Annotated in this window: 14 protein-coding genes; 6 read left to right on the forward strand and 8 right to left on the reverse strand. The window is 41.4% G+C overall.

The window, feature by feature from the left end:
• Nucleotides 1-10: 10 nt before the first annotated feature.
• The 6 genes from FFF34_005835 to FFF34_005860 form a co-directional block, all read right to left on the reverse strand.
• Entirely contained in the window at nucleotides 11-2,473 is a 2,463-nt protein-coding gene (locus FFF34_005835) for an FtsX-like permease family protein (protein TSD66919.1), read from the reverse strand.
• Nucleotides 2,474-2,502: 29 nt separating this feature from the next.
• Nucleotides 2,503-4,890 carry an FtsX-like permease family protein gene (locus FFF34_005840; protein TSD66920.1) on the reverse strand — a complete coding sequence of 796 codons (2,388 nt, stop codon included), beginning with the start codon at nucleotides 4,888-4,890 and terminating at the stop codon, nucleotides 2,503-2,505.
• A gap of 129 nt (nucleotides 4,891-5,019) precedes the next feature.
• Complete coding sequence (locus tag FFF34_005845) at nucleotides 5,020-7,377, reverse strand: FtsX-like permease family protein (GenBank protein ID TSD66921.1); 2,358 nt, start codon at nucleotides 7,375-7,377, stop codon at nucleotides 5,020-5,022.
• A gap of 14 nt (nucleotides 7,378-7,391) precedes the next feature.
• Nucleotides 7,392-9,767, reverse strand: a complete 2,376-nt coding sequence (locus FFF34_005850) for an FtsX-like permease family protein (GenBank protein TSD66922.1) — start codon at nucleotides 9,765-9,767, stop codon at nucleotides 7,392-7,394.
• Between the two features lie 160 nt (nucleotides 9,768-9,927).
• Nucleotides 9,928-10,605 carry an ABC transporter ATP-binding protein gene (locus tag FFF34_005855; protein ID TSD66923.1) on the reverse strand — a complete coding sequence of 226 codons (678 nt, stop codon included), beginning with the start codon at nucleotides 10,603-10,605 and terminating at the stop codon, nucleotides 9,928-9,930.
• Nucleotides 10,606-10,739: 134 nt separating this feature from the next.
• On the reverse strand, nucleotides 10,740-11,996 hold the full coding sequence (locus FFF34_005860; GenBank protein ID TSD66924.1) for an efflux RND transporter periplasmic adaptor subunit: 1,257 nt from the start codon (nucleotides 11,994-11,996) through the stop codon (nucleotides 10,740-10,742).
• 299 nt (nucleotides 11,997-12,295) lie between these two features.
• Between FFF34_005860 and FFF34_005865 the strand changes: the two genes are divergently transcribed.
• From FFF34_005865 to FFF34_005890, 6 genes are all read left to right on the forward strand, one after another.
• Nucleotides 12,296-13,654, forward strand: a complete 1,359-nt coding sequence (locus FFF34_005865) for a sigma-54-dependent Fis family transcriptional regulator (protein TSD66925.1) — start codon at nucleotides 12,296-12,298, stop codon at nucleotides 13,652-13,654.
• Nucleotides 13,644-15,002: a HAMP domain-containing histidine kinase gene (locus FFF34_005870; protein ID TSD66926.1), complete on the forward strand. Its 1,359-nt coding sequence runs from the start codon at nucleotides 13,644-13,646 to the stop codon at nucleotides 15,000-15,002. The genes FFF34_005865 and FFF34_005870 overlap by 11 nt, the downstream gene beginning before the upstream one ends.
• 56 nt (nucleotides 15,003-15,058) lie before the next feature.
• The gene (locus tag FFF34_005875) at nucleotides 15,059-15,643 is read left to right on the forward strand and encodes a DUF255 domain-containing protein (GenBank protein ID TSD66927.1); all 585 of its coding nucleotides are present in this window, start codon (nucleotides 15,059-15,061) and stop codon (nucleotides 15,641-15,643) included.
• Between the two features lie 165 nt (nucleotides 15,644-15,808).
• Nucleotides 15,809-17,692 carry a molecular chaperone HtpG gene (gene htpG / locus FFF34_005880; protein ID TSD66928.1) on the forward strand — a complete coding sequence of 628 codons (1,884 nt, stop codon included), beginning with the start codon at nucleotides 15,809-15,811 and terminating at the stop codon, nucleotides 17,690-17,692.
• A gap of 188 nt (nucleotides 17,693-17,880) precedes the next feature.
• Nucleotides 17,881-18,399 carry a DUF4251 domain-containing protein gene (locus FFF34_005885; GenBank protein ID TSD66929.1) on the forward strand — a complete coding sequence of 173 codons (519 nt, stop codon included), beginning with the start codon at nucleotides 17,881-17,883 and terminating at the stop codon, nucleotides 18,397-18,399.
• Nucleotides 18,400-18,403: 4 nt separating this feature from the next.
• The gene (locus FFF34_005890) at nucleotides 18,404-18,667 is read left to right on the forward strand and encodes a hypothetical protein (GenBank protein TSD66930.1); all 264 of its coding nucleotides are present in this window, start codon (nucleotides 18,404-18,406) and stop codon (nucleotides 18,665-18,667) included.
• A 21-nt stretch (nucleotides 18,668-18,688) separates the two neighbouring features.
• On the opposite strand, the gene FFF34_005895 is transcribed toward FFF34_005890, so the two are convergent.
• Nucleotides 18,689-19,615, reverse strand: a complete 927-nt coding sequence (locus FFF34_005895; protein ID TSD66931.1) for a sugar phosphate isomerase/epimerase — start codon at nucleotides 19,613-19,615, stop codon at nucleotides 18,689-18,691.
• 103 nt (nucleotides 19,616-19,718) lie between these two features.
• The gene (locus tag FFF34_005900; GenBank protein TSD66932.1) at nucleotides 19,719-22,322 is read right to left on the reverse strand and encodes a glucosidase; all 2,604 of its coding nucleotides are present in this window, start codon (nucleotides 22,320-22,322) and stop codon (nucleotides 19,719-19,721) included.
• Nucleotides 22,323-22,324 lie beyond the last annotated feature (2 nt).

The following is a 22,324-nucleotide window of genomic DNA, read 5'->3' on the forward strand; positions in this document are numbered from 1 at the left end:
TAAGTGAGGCTTATTCGTTTCGCAAACTATTTATCGGGTTAGCAATGGCAGCTTTTATAGCATGATAGCTAACCGTTAATACAGTAGTAAGCAGTGCTATAAAGGCGGCTGCAGCAAATACCCACCACGATATGGTAATACGGTAAGCAAAATTTTGCAACCAGTTATGCATGGCCCACCAGGCAACCGGCGACGCTATGACAACCGATAATACCACCAGCCTTAAAAAATCTTTTGATACCAAAGTAGTAATGGCCGACAGGCTTGCACCCAAAACCTTGCGTATGCCAATCTCTTTGGTGCGTTGTTCTATAGTGAACGCTGCAAGGCCAAACAAGCCCAGTGTGGCCAGTAAAATAGTGATGTAGGTAAATGTGCTAAAGATAGACGCGAGCCTGTCCTCGGCCTTGTATTGCTTATTAAAGGCATCATCCATAAAGGTGTAGCTGAATGGGGTGTCGTTATCGTATTTCTTATAAAGGCTTTGAATATTGCTGATAAGGGATGGCAAATTGGTATGCGGTTTTATGCGCGCAAACAAATTGGCACCTACCCGGCTCCAGGCATTTAAAGTATCAGCCGCAACAAATAAACCAAGGGGTTCAATCGGGCTGTTTAACGCACTAAAGTTAAAATCCTTAACAACGCCCGTTACCAATATGCGCTGGTCGCCGTTTTTAAGGTATTGGCCTACCGGGTTGCCTGTTAGTTCAAATTTTTTAACGGCCTGCTCATTTAAAACCACTTTGCTTTCGCCTGCAATATCTGCATTAGGCAAGGGTGCATATTTCCATTTAAGGCCGAGGGTTGTAAGATAGTGCCTGTCTACCGACAAGGCGGAAAGCGCTATACTTTGATCTTTGGTTTTGCCCTCCATAAAATACATGTCGTAGCCGCCAAACATGGCATAGTGCGATGTAGCCACATCAGTTACCCCTGCCAGCGCGTTAACATCCTTATTAAAGGCGGTATAGTTGTTGCCAAAGCTTTTACCAATAGGTATCATCACTACGTTCTCTCGGTTCATGCCGGTATCTACATGGCGCATATAGTATAACTGGCGGTCAATTACAATACCGCAGATGATAAGCCCTACCGCAATGGCAAATTGCAAGGTGGTAAACACCCTGCGTACGGCAGTACCGCCTGTTTGCCTGCTCATTTTACCCTTTAGCGTGATTACCAGTTTAAACGACGACAATATAACCGATGGATAAATACCTGCAATTAAGGCTGTTAATAACAGTAAAGCAAATAATAAGGTTAATACCAGCGGACTGTATAAAAACGAATTATCTATCTTAAGATCGAGCAGGTTTAAAAACCAGGGCTTAAACATATAGCAAAGCAAGTAACCCAAAACAAACGCCAGGCAACTGTACAAGCCCGACTCGACATAAAACTGTGCAGCGATGCTTTTACGGCTGGCACCCGATACTTTACGCACCCCTACCTCTTTAGCGCGTAGTGTAGCCCTTGCGGTTGTTAAACTCATGTAGTTAACCAGCGCCAGCAATAATATCAGCACGGCAACCAACGGGAATATTTTTAGGTATTTAATGTTAGAGGAATCGCCAAAGTTGTTGTGCAGATGTAAGTCGGTTATAGACGATAATTTGAAGTGGGTCTCGTAACCATGTTCGGCTTTTTCTTTTTTGCTGACCATAGCCTGCAAGCCGTGAACTAACCTTGCGGTATCTGCATTGTTTTTTGTTAACAGGTACAAGCTGAACGAACCCGGGCCAAGTTCCTGCTGGCCTGTGTATAATTTGGCCTCTTTAGTAGCCATTAAACTGCTTACCGATGCTATAAAACTATACTCGATAGATGAATTTGAAGGGTTATTTTCGGCCACCCCGGTTACCTGGTAGTTATAGGCGCTATCGGTACGTAGGGTAATAGTTTTACCTATAGGGTCGCTGTCGCCAAAGTACTTTTTGGCCATATCCTGGGATATAACAACCGAAAAAGGACTTGCCAGCGCGGTTTGCCTATCGCCAGAGAGCAGTTTAAACGAGAAAAAGTTGAAAAAGCCCGGGTCGGCAAATAATAAATTCTTTTCTATAAACTTAGCATTAGGGCTTAGCGGGTTATTTACACTTACCGGTTTAAAATAGCTAAGCGTGCGCATATAATCCTGCACGGCAGGCTGTGCCTCTTTAACTAAGGGCCCTGCAGCAAGGCTCATGTAATCCATATTCATGGTCTTGCCGCCCATTTTTATGCTGGCCTGTAGTTTATACATACGCTTAGCATTGGCATGGAACCGGTCGTACGTCATCTCGTGGGTAACGTACAACATTATCATTATACAAACCGCCAGGCCAACTGCCAGCCCTGTAATATTGATGGCACTATAAAGCTTTTGCTTTTGCAGGTTGCGCAGCGCTATTTTAAGATAATTTTTAAACATGCCCTTTATTGTTTGTCCATAGACCATTGTCGATAGTCCATAGTATTTATAAATCACCATCGACTATGGTCTATAGACGATGGACTAAATTACTCACTCCGTAAACTCTTCACTGGGTTCGCCAATGCCGCCTTAACAGATTGTATGCTGATAGTAGCCAGCGCTATAAAAGTGGCGCCACCTCCTGCTATCAGGAAAACCATCCAGCCGATGTTTATTTTGTAGGCGTAATCCTGCAGCCAGCCACTCATGGCATACCAGGCAACGGGCACAGCTATTATAATGGCAAGTACTATCAGTATCATAAATTCAGTAGCCAGCAAGCCGATGATCTTGGCAACACTTGCGCCAAGCACTTTGCGTATACCTATCTCGCGCGTTTTAACTTGTGCCGAATAAGTGGCAAGGCCAAATAAGCCTAAGCAGGATATGATGATAGCGATAGCCGAAAACATGTTGAATAAAGTGCCCTGGCGCTGGTCATCAGTATAAAGCTTATTATAGCTTTCATCTAAAAAAGTGTAGGTAAAAGGCACATCGTTATTGTATTGTTTCCAAACAGTTTGCGCGGCAGCTATAGCCTGTTGCGCACCCTGCCCGGTAGTTTTAATATATAATTTCCAGCATCTGTCGGGGTTGTACTGAAACACTATTGGTTCTATTTTTTTATGGATGGTAGTAAAGTGAAAATCTTTCACAACACCAATAATAGTTCCGTTGATGGTTTGTACGCGCAGCCTTTTACCTATCGGGTCTTTTAAACCCATTTCATGCACTGCCGTTTCGTTAATAATAAAGTGGGCCGAATCGGCAACAGCGCCGGTAAAGTTCGCCCCGCTTACTAACTTCATTTTAAAGAAGCCAAGCATATCCTTATCCCCATATACCTGGTTAAACCACATATTTGAATTTGCCGGCTTGCCATCCCAATCATTATCACCGGTAGAGCTGCCGCCTGTGATTATATCGCGACTGATGCGTGTAACCGCTGTTATTGCCGGTGATTTTACAAGCTCGGCTTTTGCAGCATCAAAATGTTTAACCATATCATCGCGCATGGTGAATGCCAGCACGTTCTCTTTATCGTACCCCAAATTTTTATGGCGTATATAGCTTAGCTGATTGCTGATAACTAATGTACCGATGATGAGTATGATAGATATGGCAAATTGCAGCACCACCAACACCCTGCGGAATGCCGCGTTACCTATTCCCACGGTTATTTTACCCTTTAAAGCCTTCAATGGTTCAAAAGATGATAAAAGCAAGGCTGGATATATACTTGATGCGGCTAATGTACCTATCATGGTAAGCCCTATGCTTAGCCAAATATTGTAGCTGCTTAAGCTAAACGTTAATTGCTTGCCCGAAAACTGGTTGTAATAAGGTAATAGCACAAACATTAGCAGCAAAGCAAATATGGCCGCTATGCCAAACAGCAAGGCGGTCTCTACCATAAACTGCATGAACAACTGGAATTTGCCTGCTCCTATAATTTTACGCATGCTTACCTCTTTGGCACGCAGCATAGATCGCGCTGTTGAAAGGTTTACATAGTTAATACATGCGATGATCAATATCATTAAAGCCACTATAGCAAATGTGCGTACGGTAGAGAAACCGCCATCGGTACCATCTGCCTGGTACAGGTGCATTTTTAGCAAGGGTTGTGTTAAGTAGGGCACCGGTGCATCTTCAGGCTTTTGGCGCTCGTGTATGGCTTGTAACTTTTTCTCTAAAACGGTAGTGTTTACCTCTCCTTTAACCAACAAGTAGGTTTGAAACGCGAAGGCGCTCCAGTCTGCATCCATAGATGATACCACATTTTTACCGTCGTAGCTGGTCTTCCTTTTTACATAGGCCAGGTAGTTGAAGCGAGACATGGGCAACAATACATGGTATTTAAAGCTGGAGTTTTCAGGATAATCTGCAATTACTCCGGTTACTTTGCATTGCTCGTTTTGCCCCATCATTACTACTTTACCAATGGGGTCCTCATTGCCAAAATACCTTTTAGCGGTCGATTGGGTAATAACCAAAGAGTTGTTGTCAGGGAAAGGGTTACGTTTATCGCCCTGTATCAGGTTAAAATCAAACACCGTAAAGTACGAAGGATCTGTAAAGGCAAAGTTGTCTTCATAAAACACTTTGTCTTTGTATTTAAAAGGGGCGCTGCCAATATTCATAATGCGCACGCCATCCTTCACTTCAGGTATCTCGGCCTTAGCAAATGTTGCTACCGGAGCAATTATATTATTAAAAATTTGTTTACTGATACCGGTACCGGCAACAATGCCCACCTTGTATATATGTTTGGCGTTTTTGTTGTTACTGTCAAAGCTCAGTTCGTCCTGCACCCAAAGCAGCATAAACAGGCCTACAACAAGGCCCACGGTAAGGCCTGCTACATTAATGGTGGCATAAAACTTATTACCTAATATGTTTCGCCAAGCCGTTTTTAAATAGTTCCTTATCATGATATTTATTTTAATACACCAACTGTAAACTCTAATTCTAAATGCTAAATTCTAAACCCTAAATTCTAAACGCTAACCTCTAAAATCCTAAACCCTAAACGGGTAAGTATTACTCACTATCTCCATTCACTATTCACTGCGCAAACTCTTCACGGGGTTTGTTAAGGCTGCTTTTACAGCCTGGAAACTAACTGTTACGATAGAGAGCAGCGTAGTTAAGAATGCCGCGCTGGCAAACACCCAAATTCGTATATCAACTCTGTAGGTATAACCTTGTAACCATTGGTGCATACCATACCACGCTAATGGCGTAGCCACAATAAAAGATATAGCTACCAGTTTCAGGAAATCTTTTGAAAGCATTGATGTAATGCCAAATACCGATGCCCCTAAAACCTTGCGCACGCCAATTTCTTTAATGCGGTTTTGCGCCATATAAGTGGCCAGGCCAAATAAACCAAGGCACGAAATAAATATAGTTAAGCCGGCAAACAGCGATGCTAACACACCTATACGCTGCTCATCCTGGAATTTTCTACTATATTCTTCATCTACAAATTGGTATTCGTATGGGTATTCGGAATTGAATTTCTTAAACACGGCCTCGGCCAGCTTAAGGTTTTGAGCCGTTGTGTTTTTATCATTGAGCTTATAATGCACCACATTGAACCACGATTTTGGGCCCTGTATGATCATGGACTTAACCGGCTCGTATGGCGATTGCAGTATAAAATCTTTTACAATACCTACTATAGTTAATTTGGTATCGCCACGCCTTACAATTTGGCCAATTGGGTTTTTAAATCCCATTACTTTAAGTGCGGCCTCATTCAATAATATCGAAAGCGAATCGGCAGGGTAATTAACCGGGTCTATATCACGGCCCTGTATTATTTTTAGCCCCATTGTTTTGGTAAAGCTGCCATCGGTGTTAAACACGTTAAAGTCCAGTTTCTCGTTTTGGTTTTTACCTGCCCAGTTGTAATCCCACGAATCGCTCCAGCCTTGGGTAATTGGAGCGCTGGTTTTGGTTACGGCTGTAGCCGCGCCGCTGTTTAATAGTTCGTTGCGTATAAGCGCATAATTCTTGTCGATAGTACCCGACATGGTGGTATATACCAGGTTATTCTTTTTGTAACCGGTATCGCGTTTTTGTGCGTAGTCCAGTTGCTCTCGTACAATTATGGTACTGATAATAAGCACAATGGCGAAGGTGAATTGCGTAACCACCAATATTTTACGCGGCGATATAGCTGCATTAGCCATTTTAAATGTGCCTTTTAAAACCTTTACAGGTGCAAATGCCGACAGGTATAATGCAGGGTAACTGCCCGCCACTAAGCCCGTAAACAGTATAAATGAAACTACTATCAGCCAAAACACCGGATTAATAAATGGCAAAAACAAATGCTTTTGGGTAAGATCATTAAAAGACGGCAAAGCTGCCTGCACAACAAACAAGGCTATCACACCTGCTATTAACGCAATAAGTATAGATTCACCCATAAACTGCGCTATCAGGCTTGTTTTTGATGCGCCTACCACCTTACGTATACCCACCTCTTTCGCCCTTTTCTCGCTGCGTGCGGTGCTCAGGTTCATAAAGTTGATACAGGCTATAAGCAGTATAAATGCAGCTATTATGCTAAACAATCTAACCGTCTCAATCTTTCCGCCAACTATTTTGCCATTCTCGAATTTTGAATATAAGCGCCACTTAGTTATGGGGTGTACAAAAACATCAATATCCTTTATATCCGAGTGCGAGCGGGTAATGTTTTTAACTCGTTTATCAAAAAATTCTTCGTTAACACCTTGTTTTAGTAAAATGTAGGTTTGTAACTGGTTATTGCCCCAATTCTTTTCGTCGTTACCATACAGTTTTTCGGTGTATGAGTAAGGCAAAATATATTCAAAATCAAAGCTTGTGTTGTTAGGCAAGTCTTTCATTACACCTGTAACCGTAAACATATCCACGCTATCCAGCTTCACCGTTTTGCCCATTGCATCCTCATTGCCGAAAAGCTTCTTCGACATTTTTTCGGTAATGACTATGTTCTTCATGTCATTTATTGCTGTCTTAGGGTTCCCTTTAAGTAACGGGAATGAAAACATGGTCAGAAAATCGGGATCGGTAACTATTCCCTGAATATTTAAATGTTTATCGCCTACCGTGAACAAAAAATTAGAACTGTTAACACGCGTAGTTTGTTCAACCTGCGGATAATCCTGTTTAAGGGCTTTCATCATTGGCTTGGGTGTAGTACCCCAGCACCAAAGCTTACCATCAAAAACCGAGCGGTTATACATCTGGTAAAGCCGGTCCTTTTTCTCATGAAACTGATCGTAACTAACCTCGTTTTGCACCCAAAGCAAAATAAGCGCCGCGCTGGCCATACCTACTGCCAAGCCAGCAATGTTTATACTGGTGAAGCCCTTGTTTTTTAACAAGTTGCGCCAAGTTATTTTTATGTAATTCTTAAACATCGTATTAGTTTATATTATTCGTTTTTTAAACTTTTTACCGGGTTGGCTAACGCCGCTTTAATAGCTTGGAAGCTAATGGTTGCAACTGCTATAAACACAGCCGCAAAACCAGCCAAAGCAAACACCCACCATTGTATCTGTATGTGATATTGATAGCCTTTCAGCCAGTTTTTCATCAGCACAAACGCCGTTGGGAACGCAATAACGCATGATATAAGCACCAGCTTTAAAAAGTCTTTAGATAACAAACTTGCCAGGCCCGATACACTGGCACCTAACACTTTGCGTATGCCAATTTCTTTAATGCGGCGTTCGGCAGTATAAGCTGCCAGGCCAAACAAACCCAGGCACGATATAATAATGGCTAATGCTGCAAACACCCTTGATAGTTTGCTTACCAGCATTTCACTTGAGAACATTTGACTAAACTGGTCGTCAACAAAACGATAATCAAAAGGATATGCAGGGTTATCTTTCTTTAAAACATTTTGTATGGCAGCCAATGAAGCCTCTACCCCTTTTTGTTGTTTAAAGCGCACATACATCAAAGTAGTATGCTGTGGCGCCGAACTAAAAAACATAACAGGATCAGACTTGCCGTACATGTTGCCGTATACATAATCATTAACCACCCCAACAACAACTGCCGATGTGGTATCCCCTTCGCCATGTACACGCTTACCTATAGCGCTGCCTTTGCCCATCAGGTCCTGCATGCTTTTGGTAATAAGCATAGCAATGGGTTTTGAACTGGTATCAGCAACGGTAAGGTTACGGCCATCTATTAGTTTAAGGCCCGATGTTTCTAAAAATTCAGGCGTAACATATCGTTGTGATATCAGCACCTGCGAACCCTGAGGTTTGCCGTCCCAGGTAAGGCCTGATGTATTATTACCGCCATAAATTATCGCATGGTCTGATAAGGCCATACTCTCAACATAGCCGGTGTTTAACATTTCCTGTTTAATAGCGCTATAGTTTTTGGCCATGTCGCCTTGCAAATTCATTTCAACTAAATTGTTTTTATTAAAACCCAACTGCCTGCTTTTTACATGCTGTATTTGCTGGTAAACAATTACGGTACTGATAATAAGCACTACCGATGCGGTAAATTGCATTACCACTAAACCTTTACGGATAAGCGATGCACCGCTGTCTTTTAATTTAATGCCCTTAAGTACCGATACCGGGTTAAATGAAGAAAGATATAATGATGGATAACTACCTGCTACTAAACCGCAAAGCGTAGTAATAAGTAGTAAACCTAATATGTGGTATACATTATCGTAACCAGGCGTAAGCTGTTTTTGAACAAGGGTATTAAATGCCGGCAATACTAATGCAAGAATAATTACTGCAAAAAACATGGCAATAAAAGCCATAAATAAAGCTTCGCCAATAAACTGCATGGCCAACGATTTTTTGCCTGCACCCAATACTTTGCGTACACCAACTTCTCGGGCGCGTTTTTCGCTACGGGCTGTGGCCAAATTCATAAAATTTATACAGGCGATAAAAAGTATTATCCAGGCTATAACTGTAAATAGGTGCACATACTCTATTTGCCCGCCACCTGTTTTTAGGCCGTCCTTAAAGCTATCATACAGGTGCCAGTCGTTCATGGCAAATAAAAACACATGGCCCAAAGCTGAAGGCTCGCGTTTTTGAATTACATTGTATAATTGTTTATTAACTGATTCGGGGCTAACACCCGGCTTAAGTTCGATGTAGGTGCTTAACGATTGGTTACCCCAACTTTTTAGCCAGGGGCTTTTATCAAAATATATCTGGAAAGGCATCAACCATTCAAACTGGATACTTGAGTTGGATGGCAGATCTTTTAGTACACCGCTAACCGTATACTCTTCCTTGTTATCTACCTTAATATTTTTACCGATGATATTTTTGTTGTTGCCAAAGAACTTTTTGGCGGCTTTTTCGGTGATAACTACCGAGCGTAGCTGCGTAAAAGCCGTAGCCGCGTTACCCTGTACAAATGGCAAGGTAAATATGTTAAAGAAGGATTTTTCTACATACTTACCCTCTGCAAGTACAGGTTTATCAGCGTAAGAGAACATTAACGATTCGGTACCCTCATTGGTGCGGCAGGTATTGGCAATACCCGGTATCTCGGCTTGTATAGCAGGCCCCATAACGCCAGGTGTCGAGCTTTCAGTAAATACATAGGTATCGTACTTCTGGTTTTCGCGGGCAAGGTATATCCTGTCTTTTTTTACGTTGTGCGAGTCGAAGTTTACCTCATCCTCCACCCATAAAAAAATAAGGGATGCGCACGCTATCCCTATTGCTAAACCAAAAATATTTAAAAAACTATAAGCCTTATTTTTGGTAAGGCTCCTAAAGGTTATATTGATGAAGTTTTTAAACATGATACTGTTATTTACATAAATCATGATAGTTTAATGCTGCCGTCGGGCCAAATATTGGGGCAATTCTCGAGCAATCCCCTCCACTTTTTAAGGTGGAGAGGGTAGCAGGAGGCACATTTAACTATATTATATTAACTATTTTGTATCAGCGATAGTTGTATTATACCATAATGTTTTCCATTACAGTTTGGCCATCCAATAAACGGATAATACGGTGGCTGTAACGGGCATCATGCTCAGAGTGGGTAACCATTATAATGGTGGTTCCCTGTTCGTTTAAATCGGTAAGCAGTTCCATAACATCGTTACCGTTGCTGCTGTCCAGGTTACCGGTAGGCTCATCCGCAAGTATCAGCTTAGGCTTGTTAACAACCGCGCGGGCAATAGCCACACGTTGTTGCTGACCACCCGATAACTGTTGCGGATAGTGGTTACGACGGTGCATGATCTGCATTTTGTCTAACACCTCTTCTACCCTTTTTACACGCTCGGCCGATGGGACGCCGGTGTATATTAATGGCAATTCAACGTTTTCAAAAACGGTTAACTCATCAATAAGGTTAAAGCTTTGAAACACAAAACCAATATTGTGTTTCCGCAGGTCGGCACGTTTACGCTCGTTAAAATGAGCTACCTCGATACCGTTAAATACATAACTGCCATCATCCGGATCATCTAACATGCCAAGGATGTTAAGCAAGGTTGATTTACCGCAGCCCGATGGGCCCATTATGGCAACAAACTCGCCGGTGTTAACTTCCATCGTTAGCTTGTTTAACGCAATGGTTTCTACCTCTTCGGTGCGGTAAAATTTCTCAAGATTTGTAATTTTAATCATTTGGCCTCCCCAGCCTCTCCTGCTGGTGCAGAAGAAGCCTTTTTGTTTTAATTGTGATTTATATTTTAATAATTTATATTCTCTCTATTTATGGTTTTATAACAGACGCATCTTTTTTAATAAGGTTACAACCGCTATTTTTTTAGTACCAGCTCCTGTATGTCACCATAGTTTTCATAGCTGGATGTGATCACCTTATCGCCAGGTTTTAAACCGCTTATAACTTCGTAATAGTCGGGGTTTTGCCTGCCTATCTGTATATCAACCTTGTAGGCTTTTTTACCATCTTCGCTCACTTTAAATATCCAGTTACCACCTGTTTGCTGATAAAAGCCACCCTTAGGTACTAATACAGCTGTAGTTTCGTCGCTTAGTGCTAAACGTATCTGTAAAGTTTGGCCTTTACGTATACCCTTAGGCACTGCGCCAACAAACTGCATATCTACGTTAAAGCGGCCTGTTTTTTCAACCGAGGTAAATACCTTTTTGATAACCAGTTTGTAAGTTTTATCGGCGAAGGTAAAATCGCCCATTAAGCCGTTATATATACGCGACAGATAGTGCTCTTCAATATCAACCCTAACCTTAAAGCCGTTTTGTGCATCTAACTGGCCCAGGTGCTCGCCTTTGTTTTTGCTTTGGCCAATTTCTGCATCCATTGATGTAAGCTGCCCGTCAATAGGTGCCCTTACAATAAGGTCGCCTACTTTTTTCTTCATCAGCTCAAGCGTTCCCTTCATGTTGGCATACGACTCGGTAGATTGTTTTAGCTGAGCACTTGTAGATACGGTATCTTGCTTTAATATTTGCGAAGCAAGCCTTTTACGCCTTACCTGGTAGTTGTACAAGTTTTCGGCAGATTGATACTCCTGTAATCCTATCGCTTTTTGGTCGTATAACTTCTTATCCAGTTTATAAACCCTTTCAGCTTCTTTCAAGGCGTTATCCACATCGGCCATCGAATTTAATTTACTGATGGTGTTTTGCTGTGCCTGGTCGCGCGATATTTGCATTTGTGTTAACACGTTGAACACTGCGGTTTGCTGATTAGCTAAACTCAGCTCCAGATCGGTATTTGATAACCTTAAAATCGGGTCGCCTTTTTTAAGCATTGCACCATCCTCTACATATTTCTCTTCAACCCGTCCGCCTTCAATAGCGTCAAGGAAGATGGTTGTAAGTGGCATCACCACACCATTAACAGGTATAAACTCCTGAAAAGGGCCTTTTTTAATATCGCTAACTGTAATACGCTCAGTATCTACATTTAATTTGCTTTTGCCCGAGTTTAAAAACACGGCGCCGGTAACTAAAATTACCAAGCCTGTAATTCCGGCTATGGTCATTAGCCGTTTGGTACTCCATTTCTTTTTTTGTATAACTCTATCCACGGTATATTTAATAATTTGTACTTAGATACAAAAACACATGCCACAAATTAAATTGCTGTATTACAACACTTTAAAGCATAAACCTCATATTGCACCGTACGCTTCTGTTACAGCATGTGTTCGGTAATGATACAGTGTAAAAAGCCCTTGAAAAGTTACCAGGCGCTAATCATGGTTGATTTACAGTTTAATAGCTGTATTCGTATAAATGGTATGATATTTAACATCCAATTATTAATTTGCAGGAGTAATTTACAATATTGTATATATACACGCCACAAAGAACTAATCACAATATAATGATACTTAAAAAAGCAACCGTTTTAATTGTAGATGACGACCCCGATGTACTTACGGCTGTTAAGTTATTGCTAAAAACAGAAACACAGGAAATAATTACCGAGAAGAACCCGGAAAACCTGAATTGGCTGCTGCAACGTAACCAGGTTGACCTGGTATTGCTTGACATGAACTTTAACAGTGCAATAAACACAGGCAACGAGGGTATTTACTGGTTGCGCAAAATAAAGGAATGGAAGCCTAACGTATGCGTTATTATGATAACCGCGTATGGCGATATTGACCTTGCTGTACGATCGTTAAAGGAAGGTGCCAACGACTTTGTGGTAAAACCATGGCATAATGAGAAACTAATAGATACCATAAAGGACCTGCTTGATAAAAAGGAAGGTGGCGGCAAACCTAACAAACCATCCGGTAAAGATGGAAAGGGTGACACCTCTATTTTAGGTGAATCTGAAGTGATGTCGGATATATTCCACAAGGTTAATAAAATAGCCCCTACCGATGCCAATATATTGATATTAGGCGAAAACGGCACCGGTAAAGACCTGATGGCAAAAGCCATACACGAGCGATCGTTACGGGCCGATAAACCATTTATAAAGGTAGATGTTGGCGCGTTAACCGACACCTTGTTTGAAAGCGAATTATTCGGCCATAAAAAAGGTGCTTATACCGATGCCCGTGAAGACCGCAGCGGCCGTTTTGAAGATGCACAGGGCGGCACCTTATTTTTAGACGAGATTGGTAATATAAGCCTGCAACAGCAAGCTAAACTGCTAACCGTACTGCAAAACAGGCAGGTTACCCGCTTAGGCACAAACAAGGCGGTTGATATAGATATAAGGCTGATATGTGCCACCAATGTACCTTTATCTGAGTTGGCTAACGAGAACCGTTTTAGAAAGGATTTAATATACCGTATTAACACGGTTGAAATAAACATGCCGCCCTTGCGCAAACGCGCCGAAGATATTGTGATACTAGCTAAGCATTTCTCAAAAATGTATGCCAGTAAATACCTTAAACCTACAATGGACTTTGAACCGGCAGCATTACAAAAATTGAGGATGTACAATTATCCCGGCAATGTACGCGAACTGCAATACACTATAGAGCGTGCTGTAATTATGGCCGACGACCATATTTTAAGGGCCGACGATCTAATCTTTTCGATACTGGAAACACCCGGCGAAAATATTATTGATGATGACAACATCCAGCTAAGCACGCTGGAAAAAAACGCCATACTGCGCGTTATTGAAAAGCACAATGGCAATATTACACGGGCAGCTAAAGAATTAGGACTAACCCGCACAGCCTTATACCGCAGACTAAGCAAATATGATATTTAACCGTTACGAATGGCGGCTGGTGCTGCGTATTATATTATTATTTTTTGCTGTTACCGCCACCGCGTTAATTGTGGTAAACGGCAATGGTGTGCTATTATACGGCGTAATTACGGTACCCCTGGTAGTGTATTCTGTATTAGACCTTATACGCTTTAACAAAAAGGCGCAGGACGAGGTGAACCAGTTTGTAGAATCTATACACTACCGCGATTTTAGCCGCCACTTTGATGTGCGCAAGGCACCTAACGAATTAAAGCCACTGCGCAAAGGCTTTAACGATATTAATACCACTTTTAAATTAATAAGCCGCGAACGCGAAACACAATACCATTACCTGCAGAAGATACTTGAACTGGTAGATACTGGTATCTTGTCGTACGAGCAGGAAACCGGCGAAACGGGCTGGATTAACGAGGCTTTTAAAACACTGATAGGCATCCCTTATTTAAAAACCATTCACTCATTAGAAAAACGCGAACCAATACTGTACAAAGATATAACAACCTTAAAGCCAGGTGATGCAAAGGTAATGAGCATTACCCGCGAACAGCAGCAGGTAAAAATGCTGGTTACCGCGAGTATTATGCGTAGTGATGAAAAGATGTACAAGCTCATCGCTTTTCAAAACGTTAGCGAGGCTTTAGATGAGACTGAATCAAAGGCATGGTCGAAACTATTAAACGTAATGACACACGAGATAATGAACTCGGTTGCCCCTATCTCGTCATTGGCTGATACACTAAAAAACCGTTTAGAGAGCCCTGATATAGCCAGCAGCATACAAAGTGCCGACCTTGAGGATATTTCATTAGGCATAGATACCATTAAACGCCGCAGCGAAGGCTTGCTTAAGTTTACCGAAAGCTACCGAAGCCTTAACAAAATAACCAAACTGGATACTACAAAGGTGTTGGTGCGTAACATGTTCGAGAACCTGGCCAGCCTGATGCGCCCTACTTTAGAGAAGAAAAACATCGAATTGGAAATTATCCTTCGCGACCCGGCCTTAGCCATCGAACTGGATAGTAATTTGGTTGACCAGGTAATGATAAACCTGTTAGTTAACGCTATTGAGGCGGTAAAAGACCGGGAAGAAGCACGTATCACCCTATCTGCCGAGGTGCAAAGCAATAGTAAAACACTGGTTAAAGTAACAGACAACGGTTTGGGCATGCCGCACGAATTGCTGGATAAGATATTTATCCCGTTTTTCAGCACGCGTAAAACAGGTAGCGGAATAGGCTTAAGCTTATGTAAGCAAATAATGCTATTGCATAAAGGTAATATACAGGTACAATCTACCGAAGGTAAAGGCTCTACGTTTATACTTACGTTTGCTAATAATTAGTCCATGGCTGGAATTGCAGATTCTTATTAGTAATTTAAGCTCATCAAAACATCGCCATGAAAAAAATTATTTTACTATCGTTTGTATTTATACTTGCTGCTAAAGTAGGTGCATTTGCACAGTCGGCTTTGCCATCGTCAGAGAGTGTGCTAAACAAGGCTTATGCACAGGCAGCCAAAGAGAACAAAAAAGTAATATTAATATTCCATGCATCGTGGTGCGGCTGGTGCAAAAAAATGGACGCATCTATAAACGATGCTGCCCTTAAGCCGCTATTTGATGCCAACTATGTTATAGCACATTTAGATGTTTTAGAGCAACCTGAAAAAAAGAATTTGGAGAATCCGGGCTCTACAGAAGTATTGGCCAAATTTGGCGGCGAAAAATCGGGCTTACCTTTTTGGTTGGTTTTAGATGCTAAAGGAACGGTTTTGGCCGATAGCCAAATGAGGCCCGCAGGCGCTGCATTAACCACACCCGGCGAAAACGTAGGTTGCCCTGCTGCCGATAACGAAGTTGCCTTTTTAACCGGGATATTAAAAGCAACATCTAAATTAACCGACGACCAATTGGCTATTGTAGCTAAACGTTTTGCATTAAATAAACCTACCCCTGTTATAAAACCTGCGGGTACTAAATAATATCCAGTTAATTGGCTAAGCACAAGCTTAGCCAATTAACTTTCATCTACACATTTGTAATCTTCACATCTTCCCTCCCTGCCAATTTGGCAAATACTTCGCTTTGGAACGGGCATTGTTATTTGGGTTTAGTAAATCATTAAAATTTTCTAAAAACATAGTACCATGCAAGAAAAAGGAACAATTTCGATACACACCGAAAACATTTTCCCGATCATTAAAAAATTCTTATACTCTGATACAGAGATATTTCTGCGCGAGTTGGTATCTAACTCCGTTGATGCAACACAAAAAATAAAACGCCTTGCCTCGCTTGGTAACTACAACGGCGAACTTGGCGACCTGCGTGTTGAGGTTGCCTTTGATGCAGACAAAAAGACCATTACCATATCTGATAACGGTATAGGTATGACTGCCGAAGAGATAAAAAAATACATTAACCAGATAGCGTTTTCAGGCGCTACCGAGTTTATGGAGAAGTTTAAGGAAGCTAAAGATGCCAATGAGATTATTGGTCGCTTTGGTTTGGGCTTTTACTCGGCATTTATGGTGGCGGATAAGGTTGAAATTGAAACCCTAAGTTATCAGGATGGCGCTACACCCGCGCACTGGGTATGCGATGGCAGCACCGAGTTTGAAATAAGCGAGGGCAGCCTGGAAGAGCGTGGTACCGAAATAACCCTGCATATTAATTCTGAATCGGAAGAGTTTTTAAGCGAACACCGTTTACGCGAAATTTTAGATAAGTATTGCAAATTTTTACCTGTGCCTATCAAGTTCGGCACCAAAACCGAATCTGTTGAAGATGGAGTTGATGAAGAAGGTAAGGCAAAACATACAGATATTGAGGTTGATAACATTATTAACGATACTAACCCTATATGGACAAAGGCACCAAATGAGTTAAAGGACGAAGATTACCTTAAGTTTTACAAAGAACTTTACCCTTTCAGTGAAGACCCATTATTTTGGATTCATTTGAATGTTGATTATCCTTTTAACCTTACCGGTGTACTCTATTTCCCTAAGCTGAAAAACGATTTTGAGTTCCAAAAAAACAAGATCAAATTATTTTCCCGCCAGGTATTTATTACTGATGAGGTAAAAGATATCGTTCCGGAGTTTCTAATGCTTTTACATGGCGTTATAGATTCGCCCGATATCCCATTGAATGTATCGCGTAGCTTTTTACAGGCCGATAGCAGTGTTAAAAAGATAAACAGCTACATCACTAAAAAAGTGGCTGATAAACTGGCCGACCTGTTTAAAAATGACCGTAAAGCCTTTGAAGAAAAATGGACAGATATTGGCTTGTTTATAAAATACGGTATGGTGAGCGAAGACAAATTTTATGATAAAGCCAAAGATTATGTTTTGTTAACCAACACCGCTAAAGAGAACTTTACTTTAGACGAATACAAAGAAAAAGTACAAGGTTTACAGACAGACAAAGATGGCCAGTTGGTATATATTTACACCAACGACCCCCAAAAGCAGGATGCTTTTATACAGTCGGCTAATAAAAAGGGTTACGATGTGTTGTTGATGAACTCCCCTATTGATACACACTTTATCAGTCACCTTGAGCATAAACTTGAAAAAACATCGTTAAAGCGCGTTGATGCCGATGTTGCAGATAAGCTGATCAAAAAAGATGATGCCCCAGAGCATGTGTTAACTGAAGAGCAGTCGACAAAAATAAAAGAGATATTTGATAAGGCTATTAATAAGCCTGCTTACAAAGTAGAACTGGAAAGCCTTAACCCTGATGAGTTACCTGTAACCGTAACTATGGACGAGTTTATGCGCCGTATGAAAGATATGGCTGCCATGGGCGGCGGAATGGGCTTTTACGGCAACATGCCCGACAATTACAAAGTAGTAGTTAACGGTAACCACAAATTAATTACTCGCATATTGCAGGATGATAATGCAGATGTACAGGCACAATTAGCTAAACAAGCTTTTGATTTGGCCTTACTATCGCAAGGTTTATTAACAGGTGCTGAGTTGACAGAGTTTGTTAACCGCAGCGTTAGCCTTATATAACTTACAGCATAAAAAATAGTAAAGCCACCCGAACTAAAATCGGGTGGCTTTGTTGTTTAATATATAGCTATTTTAACAATTTTAATATATTTTATGGAAACGCTTTGATAAATACATCCTACTATAAATTGGTTATATAGTTTAAACCAAAAGGTGTGTAAAAAGTCTAACAAATATTAAGTTAAAAGATGTTTAAAATGAAAACTTTAGTAAGGATGATGGTTGTTTTGGCACTTATTGCGGTCAATATAAAACCAGCTACAGCACAGCAAAGTAAAGCCGATAAAAAGGCAAGTTTAGCAGCTGATGTAAAACAAATGATCGATTCAAAAAAATTCACTTTTCAGGCCAATAACATGTACCCGGCTTATGGTGGTTTGCGTTATTTAAATACCACGTATGATGTAACGGTTACTGCAGATAGCGTAATATCTTACCTGCCCTATTTTGGTGAGGTGTATTCGGGTGCGGGTTATAATAGCAGTACCGATAATGGTATAAAGTTTACGTCAACCGATTTTGACTACAAAAGCCAGCAGGCTAAAAATGGCAGCTGGAATGTTGTTATTAAACCAAAGGATGTTGGCAATGCCACACAGTTGTTATTTACCGTACAAACCAACGGCCGAACCGACCTTGCTGTAATAAGCCAAAACCGCCAGCGGATACGTTTTGACGGTTATTTAAAAGAACAAGCAAAAAAATAAAACCATGTTAAAGATAGATCTTCCTTCAAACATATCACATAATGTATTTGAGCAGTATGGCTTACCCAAGTTGCCAAACGGCACAGATATGGAAATTAACGGCGATGTAATACTGTTATTTGATAGCGAGGAACAGGCTGTTGCCTACCTTGATGAGTTAGAAGATCATTCCTCTTCGCTGGATAATGATACACCCGAAAAAGGCATCATTAACACGTTGGTTAGCGTTATAAGTAACGATGAATTTGTACAGACTTATTTGCAATAGCCTGCACAAATTCATTTTTATTTAAGCGTTTAAATTCTTATCTATATAAGCAAAGCTGCTTTGTATGCTTGCAAGCGCGTCTTTAGGCATATCGTGCTCTACAAAAAAGCTATCCATTCCCGCGGTTTTTGCCGCCGCAAAAATTGGTTTAAAATCAATGGTGCCGCTACCTACAGGTAATATAATCTCCCTGGCTGCATCCAAATCCTTAACATGCCATAGCGGGAAACGACCCGGATTTTGCTTAAACAATTCAACCGGATTTTTGCCGGCTTTAACTGCCCATGCCAGGTCAAGTTCCATTTTTACGTGTTTGCTGTCTGTTTCTGATAACAGCAGGTCGTAAGGCACTTTACCATCCATAGCCTTAAACTCCATATCATGATTATGATAGGCAAATATTAATCCTGCCTTTGTAGCAGCTTCACCTGTTTTATTTAATACCGCTATAGATGCTTTAAGTTCGTCCATATTACCGGTTGGCGTATTAGCGCAAACCAGGTATTTAACACCGCCTTCGGCAGCTTCATCAACCAGTTGCTGCATATTATCTTGTAGGTTAGCCATTACAGGTATAGTCATTGGCTTACCATCGGGCATGGTTGGCATTTTAGCACCTGCCGGCAATTTAAATGGTGCACCCAATACATGGTGCGATTTCCATTTCATCCCAAGGTCGTTTACTACGGCTTTAAACTCTTTGGGTTTCATTCCATAATAGCCACCTTTTCTGCTAAATGCCGATTCTATTTCTTTATAGCCGGTTGCTGCTATTTGGCTTAAGGTGCCTTTTACATCGTTATCTATAGATGTAAAAAAGGTAAATAACTGCACACCTACCGGGTGTTTGGCCATATTTAATATTGATGCAGCTTTACCCGATAAAACTGCGCTGCTAAGCACCAAAGTGCCTGTACTTTGCAAAAACTTGCGCCTGTTAAAATTCATTTTTTTGGTAATTTAGTTTACTTGGTTTAAGTAAATCTAAATCAAAAAAGCGAATAAAAAAATTATTGTGTCAATAAAACACAATAACATTAATATTTGCCTGTTAATGATATAGACAGTTGGCTATCAGGCCTGTCCAGCCGGTTTGGTGCGACGCGCCTAAGCCACGGCCATTATCGCCATCAAAGTATTCGTAAAACTGTATATGATCTTTAAAATTCGCGTCGGTTTGAATTATATCGCTGTTGCCGTCGGCTGCCCTCTTCCCATTTTCGTCGCGTAAAAACAGTCTTGATATACGGCTATATATCTCGTTGGCAACATCTTTTAAATTCATCATATTGCCCGACCCTGTAGGGCACTCTACTTGCAGGTCGTCGCCATAGTATTCATAAAAATTATTCAGGCTTTCAATGATAAGGTAGTTGATAGGCACCCAAACTGGGCCACGCCAGTTACTGTTGCCGCCAAACATGGGTATATCACTTTCGGCAGGGGTATATTTTATGCTGAATTGCGAGCCGTTCATGTTAATACTAAACGGGTTATTTAAATGGTATTTCGAAACCGACCGTATGCCATAAGGGCTTAAAAATTCATTCTCGTCCAGCATGTACTTTAATATGCCTATCATACGGTGGCCACGTAACAGGCTAATTAAATGTTTGCCCGAGCTATTCTTTACATCCCAGCGCGATACCAGCGAAGACAGATCGGGCCGGTTGGCGGTAAACCAATCCATCCTGTCGCTAAATATGGGGTTATTGGCTATATCTGCATCATCTAATACCTCTGTAGCAAATAAGGGTATGAAACCTACAATACTGCGCACTTTCATTTTCTCGGCGCTGCCATCTGCAAAACGTAGCTGGTCGTAAAAAAAGCTTTCTTCCTCATCCCATAAGCCGCTACGGCCACCTTCGCCCAGGCTGGACATAGCACCTGATATATAAATAAAATGCTCGAAGTACTTAGAAGCGATATCAGCATATGCTTTATTGGTCACCGCAAGCTCGGCAGCAATACGCAACAGGTTAAGCGAGTACATTGCCATCCAACTGGTGCCATCCACTTGTTCCAGATGCGCCCCGTTTGAGAACTTGGTATTACGATCAAATACCCCAATATTATCCAGGCCTAAAAAGCCGCCTTCAAATATGTTGTTTCCTGCTTCGTCTTTACGGTTAACCCACCAGGTAAAGTTGATCATCAACTTATGAAATATGCGCTCTAAAAAGTAAGTATCGCCTTTGCCCCCATTTGCCTTTTTATCCTGCAGGTAAACCTTCCAGGTAACCATGGCATGTACTGGCGGGTTGGCATCTTCAAAATTCCATTCGTAAGCAGGTAGTTGCCCATTGGGGTGCATATACCAATCGCGTATCAGTAATGTTAGCTGGCTTTTTGTAAAGGCCATATCAATATTAGCCAGCGGTATGCAATGAAAAGCCAGATCCCAGGCGGCAAACCAGGGGTATTCCCATTTATCGGGCATCGATATAATGTCGCCACGGTTGTTAAAATGTTGCCAGCTATGGTTACGCCCGTTCAGGCGTTCGGCAGGTGGTGTTGGCTCTGATGGGTCGCCTGTAAGCCATTGGTGTATATCATAGTAATAGAACTGCTTGTTCCATAACATTCCGGCATAAGCCTGGCGCTGTATGGCAGCACGTTCGTCGTTATTTTGATTGGGTTGTATGGCTTTATAAAATTCATCCGCCTCTTGCTGCCGCGATTGAAATATGGTCTCAAAATCGTCGAATACAACATCAGCATTAGGCGATAGCCTTAACCGTATAGTTGTACTTTGCTGTGCCGGTATGGTGATATCATAATTAATGGCAGCCTTTGTACCTGTTTTATCAGCGTTGATTGACTTGTCGCCGTTTATGATATAATTATTTATCCCGTCCTTATAAAACTGTTTATCATCGCCTGTATTAAAAAAGCGCCTGGTATTTGTTTCATTATCACAAAACAATGTTTCGGCTTCCTTCTCGGCAGCTAAAAAAAGCTGACCTAACTGTTTATGGTAAATACTAATATGCTTGTTGTCGCCAGCTTTAAGCGAAGGTTTATCACTATCGTACCCCCATGCCCATGTATTACGAAACCAAAGGGTTGGCAACACATTTAAACTTGCATCAGTATTACCACGGTTATGTACAGTTATTTTTATGAGGATATCATCCTTACCCTGCTTGGCATATTCTACAAAAACATCAAAATATTCGTCATTGTTAAAAGTGCCTGTATCAATTATCTCAAATTCGGGCTGGTCGCGGCCTCTTTTTTTTGCTTCTGCAACCAGTTGATCGTAAGGGAAGGCCTGCTGCGGATATTTGTACAGCATTTTCATATACGAGTGGGTTGGCGTGTTATCCAGGTAATAATACAGTTCTTTTACATCCTCGCCATGGTTGCCTTCCGAATTGCTTAAACCAAAGTAGCGCTCTTTAAGTATACGGTCCTTTTTATTCCAAAGCGCTATTGCGAAACATAAATGCTGGCCTATATCGCAAATTCCCGCAATACCTTCTTCGCCCCACCGGTAGGCTTTACTACGGGCCATGTCATGAGTAACATAGTTCCAGGCATCCCCATTGGCGCTATAATCTTCGCGTACCGTTCCCCACTGGCGGTCGCTAACGTAAGGGCCCCATTTTTTCCAACCTGTAGTTTTTAACCTATCCTGCTCTGCGCCCATAT

Origin of the sequence: Inquilinus sp. KBS0705 (assembly GCA_005938025.2) — a bacterium.
Taxonomy (GTDB): Bacteria; Bacteroidota; Bacteroidia; order Sphingobacteriales; family Sphingobacteriaceae; genus Mucilaginibacter.